The 14,376-nt window shown below is 40.5% G+C and carries 9 protein-coding genes; 7 read left to right on the forward strand and 2 right to left on the reverse strand.

Annotated elements, in window-relative coordinates; translation table 11 throughout:
- Positions 1–434: 434 nt before the first annotated feature.
- Entirely contained in the window at positions 435–2,591 is a 2,157-nt protein-coding gene (locus LM917_RS16785) for a BglG family transcription antiterminator (RefSeq protein WP_232698763.1), read from the reverse strand.
- 272 nt (positions 2,592–2,863) lie between these two features.
- Between LM917_RS16785 and LM917_RS16790 the strand changes: the two genes are divergently transcribed.
- From LM917_RS16790 to LM917_RS16810, 5 genes are all read left to right on the forward strand, one after another.
- Entirely contained in the window at positions 2,864–4,507 is a 1,644-nt protein-coding gene (locus LM917_RS16790; RefSeq protein WP_232698764.1) for a TcaA second domain-containing protein, read from the forward strand.
- Between the two features lie 389 nt (positions 4,508–4,896).
- A complete protein-coding gene (locus LM917_RS16795) occupies positions 4,897–5,334 on the forward strand; it encodes a universal stress protein (protein ID WP_232698765.1) in 438 nt (145 codons plus the stop codon).
- A 341-nt stretch (positions 5,335–5,675) separates the two neighbouring features.
- Positions 5,676–7,613: a heavy metal translocating P-type ATPase gene (locus LM917_RS16800; protein ID WP_232698766.1), complete on the forward strand. Its 1,938-nt coding sequence runs from the start codon at positions 5,676–5,678 to the stop codon at positions 7,611–7,613.
- A 133-nt stretch (positions 7,614–7,746) separates the two neighbouring features.
- A complete protein-coding gene (locus tag LM917_RS16805) occupies positions 7,747–9,399 on the forward strand; it encodes a CoA-disulfide reductase (RefSeq protein ID WP_232698767.1) in 1,653 nt (550 codons plus the stop codon).
- Positions 9,400–9,642: 243 nt separating this feature from the next.
- On the forward strand, positions 9,643–10,983 hold the full coding sequence (locus tag LM917_RS16810; RefSeq protein ID WP_232698768.1) for a sodium-dependent transporter: 1,341 nt from the start codon (positions 9,643–9,645) through the stop codon (positions 10,981–10,983).
- Positions 10,984–11,070: 87 nt separating this feature from the next.
- On the opposite strand, the gene LM917_RS16815 is transcribed toward LM917_RS16810, so the two are convergent.
- On the reverse strand, positions 11,071–11,517 hold the full coding sequence (locus LM917_RS16815; protein ID WP_373688801.1) for a Dps family protein: 447 nt from the start codon (positions 11,515–11,517) through the stop codon (positions 11,071–11,073).
- A 455-nt stretch (positions 11,518–11,972) separates the two neighbouring features.
- Here LM917_RS16815 and LM917_RS16820 point away from each other — a divergent pair, with 455 nt between their 5' ends.
- Together LM917_RS16820 and LM917_RS16825 are read left to right on the forward strand one after the other, a co-directional pair.
- Positions 11,973–13,091 (forward strand): RNA-guided endonuclease InsQ/TnpB family protein, encoded by a 1,119-nt coding sequence (locus LM917_RS16820; protein WP_232698772.1) that lies wholly within the window; start codon positions 11,973–11,975, stop codon positions 13,089–13,091.
- Positions 13,092–13,345: 254 nt separating this feature from the next.
- On the forward strand, positions 13,346–13,702 hold the full coding sequence (locus LM917_RS16825; RefSeq protein WP_232698774.1) for a DUF1516 family protein: 357 nt from the start codon (positions 13,346–13,348) through the stop codon (positions 13,700–13,702).
- Positions 13,703–14,376 lie beyond the last annotated feature (674 nt).

The raw sequence follows: 14,376 nt of genomic DNA on the forward strand, positions 1-14,376 counted from the left end.
TCCGCTACACAGCAAAGAGTGCGGAAAGTGCAGAAGGAAGGGATGCTATGCAGTATCTCTTAGGTTGCACTTTTTACCCGCACTCTTTGCTGTGTAGCTAGGTAGGACCTTAAATAGTTCTGGACAAAAAATGTGCTTCTTCTGAAAAGGGCTTCAGGTGATTAAAAAGCTAGAATTAAAACCAAAAGCATAAAAAACCAGCTTCTCTTTTCACACAGAGCGTCTTGGCGAAGCCCGACCCAGCGGAGCACTATTCATCGGGATTAAGAAGCGATACCCAGCAAGTCTTACAGTGAATACATCGTTTAGAGCTTCCCCGATGGATAGTGCGGAGCGGACAGTCCAACCCTCTTGGGGCGAAGACTCTTAGCGAAGGGTGAGAAGAGAAGCTGGTTTTCTCCACTAAAGTAGGATGAAGACAACCCTTAAAAATCCTAGCAAGGAATATCCTTGGAATGGATCAACGCTAATATGTCATCAACGGAGCCTGTAGTCAGTAGTTTCTGTAGGGTTTCTTTGTCAGAAAGCAGGGTAGTAAGCTGCGACAATGCTTTTATATGACTCTCGTTGTCTGTTGTAGCAAGAGTAATGACAAGATGTACGCTGTTTTCAGGATCATCAGAGAATGAAACGGCTTGTTTTATCAGTAAAAGACTCATTCCTACTCGATTCACACCGTCTATTGGTCGAGCGTGCGGGATAGCAACTTGTGGAGCGATTACGATATATGGTCCATACTCTTCTACTTTCTTGATCATGGTATCTACATAGCCGGTGTTTATACTGCCGTTCTCCACCAGTGGAATTGACGCCTGCCGGATTGCCTCCTGCCATGAGGAGACGGAATGAACTAACCTGATATGCTCTTTTGGCAAAAGATCTGATAGAGTTGGAGTGTACCTGTTACTGCCAGCTAGCACAGTTCGGTCAGTCAGATAGGTATTCAGTTCCTTGTGAAGTGTATCTTCGTTCGAAATAGCTGCATGCTTTGAAATGATAGAGATAATATCATCTACTGTCTTGGATGGTACAGATTCTTTTTCACTTGTACCAAACAACACCGCTAAACGATTTAATAAATGTGCCTTCTCCGTATCATTCAGGATGGGGTTTACCAATAAAATAGGTACATTACTTGTTGCCAGAATTGATGTAGAGAAGATCAGATCCACCTCATGGGAGACTGATTTCAACTCCTGAAGAGTGACTGTTTTACTAATATCTATAGTAGAAAACAGGCTTTCCAGTTGAGTTTTAAGAATTAACGAAGTGTCCTCGCCAGCAGGACATACAATAAGAGCCTTTTTTCGTGGTGCTGGATTAGCACCTTGTTTACGCAACCAGGCACCAAAATGCATGGTAATATAGGCGGTCTCGTGATCACTAACGGGATGACCAATTAATCTTTCAAAATGGTTCATAACTTTCTCGGTTAAAACAAATATCTCATGGTAATGTGTCTTGATTGATTCTACCAAAGGATTATCTACGTAAATCCCGTACTTGACTCGATAGAAGGCAGGTTTCAGATGCATAAATAAATCGTGCTGTAGCCCGATGACGTCTACAAAGATGATGCAGGCATACTTTTGAAAATCGGTAACCATTTGCTGAACAACCTGTCGTAACAATCGACTGCTACTTGATTCCTTATTATGTTGTTTTTGATTATCTACACGTGCCCCTAGCAGATGAGTGGCTATATAACAGATATCATCCTCTGAGAACGTGAGTGAAAAAGCTTTAGAGAGTTCATTACCAATATAGATAGCCGCCTCATAGTGGCGTGTTTTTTTCAACACGTCTTTTTCTACTTGATCCATCTTAACTACTTGCCCCTGACTAAATCGCTTACGGAACAAGTGGATGTAAATACTGAGGCTTTCTAAGACTTCATCCGTATATTCAATACCCAATAAGCGTTCGCATACAGCCAAGGATTCTCGAATGATTTGAATCTCTTCTTTTGGAAACAAAGGTACAGAAGCTTGTGTCTCTCCATCAGAAAGGGCAAGGCTTGAAGAGAGTGGTGCAAGGGTTTGAATATGAGAGATCAGCTGCTTCCAGTCTTGCGTGGAGACGGCTTGGGACAGGTAATAGATCAGAGCTTTTCGTTTGTTTTGCTCTTCACCTTCTATCAGGTATCCGTGTTTTCTCTCAAAACCCAGCGTTAGCTCGAAGGACTCTAATTCTGATTTTAGCCGTTTGAGATCTTCTATCACGGTATTACGGCTAACACCTAGCATATGGATCAAGTCTTCTAATAAGATGCGATCATTTTTTGTTAAAATTTGATTGGCTAGCCATGCTTTTCGTTCCTTAACTGAATAATCATTGTCCCGATTAGTGGTTAGCTGTAATGCAGGCGGAATTAGTTTTTTGGTCTGTTCATCGACAAAGTATCCAGTAGAACGAACATATTGTAACGGTGGAAGCTGATTCTCTTCCAGCCATTGACTGATTTTTTTAATATCGTAGTAAAGGGTGCGCTTGGAAACAGCCTGTGATTCAAGGAGCTCTTGTACAGTAACATAGTTGTCTGCCTGACAAACATGAAGAAGAATAGTTGCACATCGTTTATCCAATGCCATGGTTTTACATTCCTTTACTTCGTACTTTCCCTTACCTTACAATATTCATCTTTTATTTGCAAAAACAGGTTGCATAATTTAAAAAAATGGTGATGAGATGTGCCTAAATCTTGAACGCATCAGGGTTTTTCCTGTGTCTACTTTTATGAGAGTTTGTGCAAAATGTGGGATGTTGTAAAAAAATGCTGCTTATAACTGGAGAGCTTTCATTGACAGCATAAAGAGCCTGTACCATAGTGGAATAGAGACAGAAGTAAGAAAGAAGGGGTACTATGTGGTTTTGTCCGTTATGCAAGCATCAGCAGACGGAAGGAAAAAAATGCTCGTTCTGCGGGGGAACGTTGATTGAAATAACGGAACTTCAACGGAAAAATCAGCAAGATACAAACAAGAAGAGCTCGCCTGGAATGTTCCGAACATCAGTATCATCTATCCCATTGGTTCAAGAAAGTAAACCACTGCATCAACAACAAGCACTGCCAGAAGAAAACCAAGAGGCAGCTAGCATACAGAAAGATGAGACACCTACCGATCATAAGATATTTATTCAGGGAAACAAAAAGCTGCTTAATTGGTTGCAGCACAATAAGAAGAAGATTTGGATCGCCGTATCGATAGGGTTATTAACAACTGGTGGTATCGCGTCCTGGCAAATAGCAAATCAATCAAATCCCCATCGAGTCGTCGAGCGATATATAGAAGCAATAAAGTCGGAAGATTACGATTTATTAGCCTCGGTCATCACATCTCCAAGGGAAAGCCATGTTACTGACATTACCGAAGAGAATCTCAGACTATTAGTAGAGTATGTAAAGGGAAATCTCAGCTGGGAAGAGCAACAAGCTGAACTGAATGAACAAGTGAAACTACTGATGAAAAACCCCGAAGAATTTAACATGATATCGATGTTTTCAAAGGAAAAAGAACTGCCATTGCTCGTACAAAAGGGGAAAAGTTGGCTGTTTTTTGATACATACAAGGTAGAATTACCTTCTGAACAAGTGATAGTGGAAGCAGATATACCTGTTCAGTTGTTATTGGAGCAATCTGATACGGTGACTGCTCTTGCCTCTGAGACAAGAGGAAGAACAGGTCATACGCTGTATCGTTATCATACAGGACCACTCTATCCGGGAACGTATACACTTACGGCTAACGTAGAAAGTCCAATTGGACCGATCGAGACTGAATTACCGATTAAAGTAACCTATGGTGAGAGAGAAGCAACACCATATTGGATTACCAGTCAGTTTCTATTATTTGAATCTAGCAATGATGATACCAAGGTCTTTTATCAGGATAAAGAACTTACACTGGAATGGAAAAAGATAGGCGATAAATTTTTTGCAGAAGTGGGAGGCATGCCTACTCTACCGCTGCTATTAACGACAAAAAGTGAGACGGATTATGGAGTATTAACGCAGCAATTGGAGCTGGACCCTTCAGAGATTAGGGTAAATGTTGATGCCTCGATTGGTACATTTCCTAAATTTCAAAGTGAGATGAAAGCCTTATTCAAAGGCTACAATATGAACTGGCTTAGATTTGCGCGTGATAAGAAAACAGCTGACGTTCTGAAACCATATGTGGTTGAGGATTCTCGACTGATGAAGGATTATCTGAATGAAATAACGAATAAATCCGATCTATTTATTGGAAAGATGACTGAGCTTGCCATTGACTTTCAAACTGCACGTCTCCTGTCACCAACGCTGCTACAGATTCATGTAAGGGAAAAATTTCAGGAGGAATGGCAGAATCAACTTACAGGCGAAATCAGAGATGGTGGCGGAACAATTGTTTACTGGACCTATGAGCTGGAGAAAAGCGGAGATATATGGAAAATACGTGGATTTGAGCGGACGAAGAAGCAAGACATAGTGGACAATAGCTTTGAGATTATCCCATTACCATAGGAGGTTAGATATAAGGGGAATTTTCTCTCCTATCTACGTTTAGAAATCCTGCCTAGTGTTATTACTCCAGATAAAGTGGGTAGAGTAATGATAAGAGAGTGGGGCAGAAATGAGGAGTAAAAATGGACCCTTTTAAGAAGCAGGAAAAACGTCTGGTTATCCTGTGCATGGTTGTTGCAGTCCTGTTGTTACTCTCCTTTGCGAGAAAGTTTATGTAGATCAGAATAAAGGAAGAGAACAGCCCTTGTGATATGCCAAGGGCTGTTATTTATAGCATTTATTTGATAAAGTTGCCAATTGTTCAAAAATAGTTTTAAGAATTATTGAAAGAACGTGCTACAATGAAGATGTAAGGGTTTACATACGAATCGGTATTGGAGGGTGTGCTTATGTTTGCACAAATAGTTGTACCTATCGATGGATCTGAGTTGAGCAAAAAAGTAATTGACACTGCCTTGTTTATGGCACGTGATGGAGCTACTATCACATTTGTTCACGTCGTAAAAAATTTACCTATCTATTTGGCAAGTCACCTGATGATTCTGGGACAACAGGCCGAGAATGATTACATGGAAGAAGCTCGTAAATACGGCAAAGAACTACTGGAAGATGCTTGCGAGACAGCAAAAAATGCAGGTATCAACTGTGAGAAAAAATTATTGTTTGGAGATCCTGCCAACTCTATTCTTAGTTGCGCAGAAAACGGACAAAGTGATGTTATCATCATGGGTAGCCGCGGGTTAGGTGATTTCAAGGAACTAATGCTAGGAAGCGTCAGCCACCGTGTAACACAAATGGCTCCATGCCCGGTATTTATCGTAAAATAATAGTGAAAGTCAGAGACCTTCCGGGATAAATTCTCGGAAGGTTTCTTTGCATCCACTAAAAACAGTTTCTCTTTTTATATGGAACGGACAGTCTAGTCCCTTGTAGGTAAAAACCTAATTTCTTCTGTTATTTACAGAACATTCATGTTATGATTTCTTTGATATGGGTTAAATAAATAATGAAGAGATCTTTCTTCTATAAATAGAATAATGTGCGTTCTTATCCTGGTTGAAGGATTACCGCTGTCACCGTTTTTTGGTGGCAGCTTTCGCATTTTTATGGGGGTCTTGAAGTTGAATATCTTTTTCAATTACGTTCCTGATAAGGAGGGGAATATGCTATGAACAATGTGAATATTGCCTATAAAACTGGCTCTTCACAAGGCAAAGGTATCTGGGGAAGAATAGCACCGCACATGGAATTGATTGCCGCGTTAACTAGTGGTGTTCTTATTATGCTGGGATGGGGCTTATCAACCTGGAGCGAAGGGAAGCTATATGTTGCCGTATTTGGAGCTGCTTTTCTAATTGGAGGCTATTCAAAAGCCAAGACAGGGATTACAGAAACGATTAAAAATAAAGATGTTAACGTAGAAGTACTGATGATACTGGCGGCAATTGGATCAGCCGTTATTGGGTATTGGATGGAAGGGGCCATTCTCATCTTTATTTTTGCATTGAGCGGTGCATTAGAAACCTACACCATGAATAAAAGTCACAAAGAAATATCATCCTTAATGGACTTGCAACCTGAAGAGGCGACGCTACTCACAATAGAGGGAAATGAGAAGGTCATCCCTGTATCCGATCTACAGATTGGGGATCGCATTTTAATAAAAGCAGGGGAACGTGTTCCATCTGATGGAAGAATTGTGAAGGGGTCAACTAATATAGATGAAGCAGCTATAACAGGTGAATCTATTCCGGTGAGCAAGCAGGTAGACGATGATGTATTTGCGGGAACAGTTAATCTGAGGGGTACAATCTTGGTTGAGATCACGAAGCCACAGGAAGAAACGCTGTTTCAAAAAATCATAATACTTGTACAATCTGCTCAGAGTGAAAAATCGCAATCGCAACAGTATATTGAGAAGTTTGAAGGGATTTATGTCAAAGTTGTATTAATCGTTGTGTTAGTCATGATGTTTCTTCCTTATTTTGCTTTCGGATGGACGTGGACCGAAACGATATATCGTGCCATCGTGTTACTGGTAGTGGCGTCACCTTGTGCGCTGGCTGCCTCTGTCATGCCTGCTACCTTATCTGCCATTTCTAATGGTGCACGCCACGGTATATTGTTTAAAGGTGGAGTTCATCTTGAGATTTTAGGAAACCTAAAAGCAATCGCACTAGATAAAACAGGGACTCTTACCAAAGGAAAGCCTGAGGTAACCGATGTTCTGTTTCGCGAGGATTTGACGGTAGAAACCTTTTTGCAGCATGTAGCTTCGGTAGAAAAGTATTCGAATCATCCTTTAGCTCAATCCATCGTCAACTATGCAGCTACTCACAGTTCACTTCCACTTATTGTACCAGAGAGCTCTGAGGATATTTCAGGTTTTGGTGCTCAAGCAACCTTACATGGTATCGAGTGGAAAGTGGGTAAAGCTGATTTTGTCGGTGGAGTGGAAGCATCAACATTCCAGAATGGTATTGCAAAAATACTGGCTGCTGAAGGGAAAACAACGGTGTATGCAAGGGATGAACATGGGATTGCCGGAGTAATCACCCTGAAGGATGTTGTTCGTCAGGAAACGATCGTTGCTCTCGATAAGCTAAAATCAGCAGGAATCGATACCTTCATGTTAACAGGAGACAGCGAGCATACAGCCCGTGCAATCGCTTGTGAGTGCCGCATTGGCGGTTATGTCTCTGAATGCTTACCAGAAAGTAAGGTAGACGAAATTAAGAAGCTTCGTGAACGGTATGGCACAGTCGCAATGGTTGGTGATGGCATTAATGATGCGCCTGCTCTGGCTTCTGCCTCCATTGGGATCGCAATGGGAGAAGGTACTGACGTAGCGCTTGAAACTGCTGATGTTGTACTCATGAAGAATAATCTGGAGCTCATTTCGTATGCAGTTCTTCTCTCCCAAAAAATGAATAGAATCATCAAGCAAAATATGATCTTTTCTGTTTGCGTTATTGTAGTATTAATCATTTCTAACTTTATGCAAATGCTTAATTTGCCATATGGTGTCATTGGGCATGAAGGAAGTACAATCCTGGTCATTTTAAATGGATTACGATTGCTACGTTTTTCAAAAAATAAGATATGAAAGAAGAGCAGAGGTAACAATTATGACCAAAACCGCACAAAGTTGCGGTTTTTCTTTTTTCCATTGATCTTTGCTAGAAGACCATTTATAGTTATACCCATAGGGGTATATCTATAATATAGGAGTGATATCCATGAAGAAAAAAATCATAATCGTCGGTGGAGTAGCAGGTGGAGCTACGGCAGCAGCACGTCTGAGAAGGCTGAGCGAACAGGATGAAATCATTCTAGTTGAACGTGGGGAGCATATTTCCTTTGCTAACTGTGGATTGCCTTACTATATTGGTGAGGTCATTGAGGAAAGAAGCAAGCTCCTGTTACAAACAGTAGAAGGAATGAGTACCAGATTCCAGATGGATATCCGGGTTAAGAGCGAAGTAACAGCCATCGATCGTGAAAAGAAAATGGTTACCATCAAAAATAATGTAACGGGTGAGGAAAAACAGGAGACATACGACGTACTGATTCTGTCTCCAGGGGCAAAACCAATTCGACCTGCCATACCTGGTATAGAAGAGGCAACCAATCTGTTTACTCTTCGGAACGTGCCAGATACAGATAAGATCAAAGCATATGTGGATGAGAGTCAGCCTAAACATGCTGTGGTTGTGGGTGGCGGCTTTATCGGTGTAGAGATGGCAGAGAATCTGCGTGAACGTGGAATGGATGTCACCTTGGTTGAGATGGGTAAACAGGTAATGGGACCGCTTGACCCTGAAATGGCTGAAGTAATCCATGAGCATATGCTGGTAAATGGAGTAGAACTGCTGTTGGAAGATGGTGTACAAGCATTTGCAGAAAAGGGACATATTGTTCGATTAAGCAGTGGGCGTGAAATTAAAACCGATATGATTATTCTGGCAATCGGAGTTATCCCTGAATCTACTTTGGGAAAAGAAGCAGGATTAGCTACTGGAGTAAAAGGTGCGATTCGCGTCAATCAGCACATGCAAACAGAAGATCCATCTATCTATGCAATAGGTGATGCAGTAGAGGTGCTGGATTACATTAACGGACAACCTACTCATATCCCACTTGCTTGGCCAGCTAACCGCCAGGGACGACTTGTGGCAGATCATATCAATGGTCTACCAGTAGTTTATAAAGGTACGTTAGGAACATCAATTGCGAAGGTATTCGAATTAACGGTTGCTACCACAGGTAATAATGAGAAGAACCTGAAGCGTTTAGGAATGCCATACCAAGCGATCCATCTTCATCCTAATTCTCATGCCGGTTATTACCCAGGTGCATCTCCTATCTGGTTCAAGCTGTTATTTAACAAAGAAGACGGCAAAATCTATGGTGCCCAAGCAATTTCCGTAGATGGCGCGGACAAGCGTATTGATGTTATCGCTACAGCAATTAAAGGTGGGCTAACTGTTTTTGATTTGCCAGATCTTGAGTTGGCGTATGCACCTCCATACTCCTCTGCCAAGGACCCAGTAAATATGGCGGGTTATATGGCTTCAAATATTTCTCAGGGGCTGGTAGACATCGTACAGTGGCATGAAATTGATGAGATCGTGGCAAATGGTGGTCTTTTAATTGATGTGCGTGACCCGAATGAAGTGGCAGCAGGAGCTATTACAGGTTCTCGAAATATTCCATTGAACGATTTACGCACGAGAATGGAAGAACTGCCTACAGACAAGGTGATTCATGTTTCCTGTCAGGTGGGCTTACGTGGCTACTTAGCAGCTCGTATCCTGAAACAGCATGGATTCCAGGTGAAAAATTTAGATGGTGGTTATAAGACCTATAAAATGGGTTCAAGTGTTAAATAGAAATATTGTTAGATTGTAAGAAGAGGAGTTGCTTCAACAACCGCTTAAGAGGTTGTTGGACAGCTTCTCTTTTTCTGTGAAAAACGTCTCGACGTTTTTCATAAAATTGGATGTGACCGTTTTGTTTAGGTATAGTCCTGAATTATTACCACAAAATGACAAGGTTTTGGAATTATTAACATACTGTTACTCTGTAGATTTTGTTATAATGAGTGATTATAAACTTGCGATTAGGAGAACAACATGGCAAAAAAAGAAGAGTGGACATCAAAACTTGGTTTTATCTTGGCTGCTGCCGGCTCTGCCATAGGATTGGGAGTGATTTGGAAGTTCCCATATATGGTGGGAACGAGTGGTGGTGGAGCCTTCTTCCTGGTTTTTATTATCTTTACGCTGTTAATTGGAACCCCGTTATTATTAGGTGAACTAATCATTGGGCGCAGAACAGGAAAAGAAGCCGTTTCCGCTTATCGTGCTATTGCTCCAGGGACAAAATGGCATTGGATTGGAAAACTGGGGATAGTAACAACTTTTATCTTACTATCTTATTACAGTGTAGTTGGTGGATGGATTCTTATTTATTTCTTTAAAAGCTTAACTGGTCAATTAATTGGCGAAGCGATGAACTACAATGAACTGTTCGGTGCTACTATTTCTAATTCATGGCTTGTAGTAGCCTTTCAATTATTATTTATCGTCTTGACGATTGTAGTCGTGGCAAGAGGTGTTTCCAACGGGATTGAAAAAGCAAACAAGTATATGATGCCTGCCTTATTTATTATCTTCATTGCGCTTATCATTCGTTCTGTTACACTTCCAGGGGCGTGGGAAGGGATCGTTTTCTTTTTGAAGCCTGATTTCTCAGAGCTTACTTCTAAATCTCTTCTATATGCATTGGGACAATCATTTTTCTCGCTAAGTGTTGGGGTATCTGTCATGGTAACATTTAGTTCTTATTTGTCCAAGAGTGAGAGCTTACCCAAATCAACGATCTCCATTGTAAGTTTGACGCTTGTCGTTTCATTACTGGCTGGACTAGCTATTTTCCCAGCAGTATTCTCATTAGGTATGGAACCTACTGAAGGACCGGGATTATTGTTCGTTGTCCTTCCTGCGGTATTTTCCCAAATACCTTTCGGAGGATTCTTCTTATCCATCTTCCTATTGCTGTTCTTGTTTGCTACGCTAACATCTGCATTTTCCATGCTAGAAATTAGTGTAGGTGCAATTACGAAGGGCGATCAGAGAAAACGGGCAAAAGCATCCTGGAGTGTAGGGATTGGGATGTTCTTGCTGGGAGTTCCTTCTGCATTAGGTTTTGGCGTCCTAAGTGATATTACGCTATTTGGAAAAAGCATATTTGATAATGCAGACTTCCTTGTTAGTAACATCTTGATGCCAATAGGTGCTTTATTAATCTCTATTTTTGTTTCGTGGAAAATGAAGCGTGATATTCTCTTGTCAGAAGTAAGCGAGGGAAGCAAAAATGTAAAACGTTGGTTTACGATTTGGTATATGCTGCTTCGTTATGTTATCCCGGGGGCAATTATGATTGTCTTTATCAATATGATTGGGATTCTGTAAGAAGAGAATAACAACAAGAAAAAAGGTCTCCTTTAGTCCAATTGAACTAGAGGAGACCTTTTGTAGTTGGCTTCTTCGCCAAAAAAATTATTTACCTAGGTAAGCGTTCAACATCCAGATGTGTTTTTCCAGTTCGCCTTGGATGTCTTTAAACATATCTGCACTAGCTTCATCTTGTGCTTCCTCAGCTACTTCAGCACCTTCCTTGCATTCGTTGCGAAGAGTAGTGAAGTCAGCGATGATAGCTTGAACCATTTGTTCAGCAGATTCTTTGCCAGTAGCTTCTTTTAAGCTAGTTAATTCAAGATATTCTTTGAGAGTAGCTGCAGGAGTACCGCCAATAGTTAGGATACGTTCAGCTAGCTCATCAATTTTTACAGATGCATCGTTATAGTATTCCTCAAATTTTTCGTGAAGAGTGAAGAAATGAGGGCCTTTTACAAACCAATGGAAGTTGTGCAGTTTCACGTACATGATATTCCAGTTTGCTACCTGTTTGTTTAGAGATTCAACTACTTTTGTGTTTGCTACCAATGTTTGTGTATTCATCTATAACCACTCCTCGATAGTAATTTTTACTTCTTAATAATAATTATAATATAATAATAATACTAAAAGACGTAAATGTCTAGTGTGAAAATGTGAACAAATTATGGATAAAGAAACACGGTATGAAACAAAGAAAAAACATCGCTTATAATCTACATTCGCTGTAAAAGGCATTTATCATCTCATTAAAAATGGCAAGACCATGAAGAATGAGTGAAGTAAAAAACATCTCTTACCTATTTTGTAAGGTAATACATTTTTTTATTCATTATTTCTCAGTGGAGACACGCGACTTTAGTCGTGTGAGGAAACGGAGTCGTTTCAGACGGATTTCAGTCACGTTAATGAAACGAAACACTCCACTGTTCCTCCTTTCTACCATTCGTTACCTTTACTAAATACGATGATATAATATCGTTAGTGAAGGCGAGGTGAAGAATATGCAAATAACAATCACAGCCAAAATCAAAATAAAACCAACTGTAGAGCAAGTAGAATTATTCAAACAAACGTTTCATGCCTATCGTTCTGGTTGTAACTATGTATCTTCTCTTATCTTTGAAACAAAAGAGATGTCGCAGCGAAAGCTACATAAAATGACTTACGATGTGTTGCGAACGGAATACCTACTACGCTCACAAATGGCACAATCTGTTATGAAGACTGTGATTGCGCGTTACAAATCTACCAAAAGTAACGGACATGATTGGACGAAAATTGCCTTCAAAAAAAAAGAGTATGATCTTGTATGGAATCGCGACTATTCACTTACCCAAGGATTGTTTTCAGTGAACACCCTACAAGGCAGAATCAGAGTTCCATTTGAGTTAAAAGCTATGGAACGATATTTTGATGGTTCTTGGACTTTTGGCACAGCTAAACTCGTCCATAAATATGGGAAGTTCTTTTTGCATATTCCGATGACAAAGGATATCCCTGAATCAGATTTCCGCACAGTAAAGAAAGTGGTTGGAGTTGATATGGGAATAAACTTTACCGCCACAGCTTATGATTCACAGGGCAAGGTTACATTCTTTACTGGCAAACCTATCAAACATAAAAGAGCGAAGTATAAACATTTACGTAAGCAACTACAAATGAGGCAAACTACTTCTTCACGTAGACGTTTGAAGAAAATCGGTCAACGAGAAAACCGTTGGATGACAGATGTTAATCACACTGTCAGTAAGGCACTCGTAGAAAGATATGGAGCACATACACTCTTTGTTGTTGAAGACTTGACAGGTGTACGCAATGCTATTGAACGTGTACGTGTTAAAAATCGTTATGAATCAGTATCCTGGGCATTCTATCAGTTGCGTCAAATGTTAGATTACAAAGCTTTGATGCACCAATCAAAGGTGATTGTAGTTGACCCACGATACACGTCACAAACATGCCCAAAGTGCGGGCATACGGAGAAAGCCAATCGAAACAAGAAAATACACGTATTTTCTTGTAAAACCTGCCATTACATCTCAAACGATGATCGGATTGGCGCCATGAATCTTCAACGAAAAGGAATGGAGTACATTGTTGAAGTAACAACAGGAGCATAGCTTCTTTTGTTGGGTAGATGTCAACCTGCCCTGATGTAACACCACGCTTGTAAAAGCGAGAAAAGATAGGAGTCGAAAGATGCTTGTACTATCGGGTAGTTACAAGCTCGTGACCTTAGTCATGAGTTGTTGACACAGGAAAATATCAAACTGCATAATAGATACTTACTGCTTTCAAATGTTTTGAAACGCCTGATTCATATGATATGATTATGGGTGAATGTATTAGAAAAGGGGTAAGGAGGTAAAGGTGTATGTTAAAAGGATTTTATGAAGCTCACGTAGGTGGCTGGGAAGTAGCACTGGTCCTATTCATTATTGGATATATCCTCTATCGCATGGACAAGGTTAAAGTAGCGAAAATTTTACATATGATTCTTCGTCTGATGTATATCATCATTATTGTTGCAGGCGCAGGAATGTTGGTTATGACTAATTTTGCAGATTGGATGCTGCTTGTTAAAGGTATTCTTGGTATCGTAGCGATCGGTTTAATCGAGATGGCGATGGTTCGTGCCTCCAAGCGTGTACCAAGCACAGGTTTTTTTATCGGAGCACTTGTCTTATTCGTATTGGTGATATTGATCGGATATGGAGTAATTCTACGCTAATTGATAGTTTTACCTTACAATTACACAATAGATTATGTATGTAATAAGACGTCAGGATGATCTTCAATATCTTGGCGTTTTTTTATATATCTACTACTGTAGTAGGCAGCAGAAGAAGCCCATTTTTTGTCTGCGGACTCGTTAAGATCCAGCAAGGGAGCGAGGACTGTCCGCTACTGAACAAAGAGTGTGGAAAGTGCAAAAGGAAGCGATGCTTCGCAGTATCTCACGGGTTGCACTTTTTAATCCACACTCATTGCTCAGTAGCTAGGTAGGACCTTACAGGTTCTGGACAAAAAATGTGCTTCTTCTGCAAAGGGTTGCAGTTTTAAAAAAACAACCAAACCAACAGCATGAAAAACCAGCTTCTCTTTTCACGCAGAGCGTCTTGGCGAAGCGAGCACTATTCATCGGGAAAAAGAAGCGAAACCCAGCAAGTCTTACAGTGAATACATCGTTTTGAGCTTCCCCGATGGATAGTGTGGAGCGGACAGTCAAACTTTCTACAGGGCGAAGACTCTAGCGAAGGGTGAAAAGAGAAGCTGGTTTTCTCCACGAAAGTAGGTAGACGATTCAAACCAACCACATAATAATGGAAACCTTTCGTAGCACTTAGACAACATAGATCCTTGTGAGTATGATTTTTCATGTCAGGATAATGAGTTTATCCAGTT

Origin of the sequence: Brevibacillus daliensis, from assembly GCF_021245735.1 — a bacterium.
In the GTDB taxonomy this organism is placed as follows: Bacteria; Bacillota; Bacilli; order Brevibacillales; family Brevibacillaceae; genus Brevibacillus_B; species Brevibacillus_B daliensis.

Excerpts from the sequence above, each read along its gene's own strand:
- LM917_RS16805 (WP_232698767.1), top strand. The coding sequence starts at position 7,747 with ATGAAGAAAAAAATCATAATCGTCGGTGGAGTAGCAGGTGGAGCTACG.
- LM917_RS16800 (WP_232698766.1), top strand. The coding sequence starts at position 5,676 with ATGAACAATGTGAATATTGCCTATAAAACTGGCTCTTCACAAGGCAAA.
- LM917_RS16810 (WP_232698768.1), top strand. The coding sequence starts at position 9,643 with ATGGCAAAAAAAGAAGAGTGGACATCAAAACTTGGTTTTATCTTGGCT.
- LM917_RS16820 (WP_232698772.1), top strand. The coding sequence starts at position 11,973 with ATGCAAATAACAATCACAGCCAAAATCAAAATAAAACCAACTGTAGAG.
- LM917_RS16825 (WP_232698774.1), top strand. The coding sequence starts at position 13,346 with ATGTTAAAAGGATTTTATGAAGCTCACGTAGGTGGCTGGGAAGTAGCA.
- LM917_RS16785 (WP_232698763.1), bottom strand. The coding sequence starts at position 2,591 with ATGGCATTGGATAAACGATGTGCAACTATTCTTCTTCATGTTTGTCAG.
- LM917_RS16790 (WP_232698764.1), top strand. The coding sequence starts at position 2,864 with ATGTGGTTTTGTCCGTTATGCAAGCATCAGCAGACGGAAGGAAAAAAA.
- LM917_RS16795 (WP_232698765.1), top strand. The coding sequence starts at position 4,897 with ATGTTTGCACAAATAGTTGTACCTATCGATGGATCTGAGTTGAGCAAA.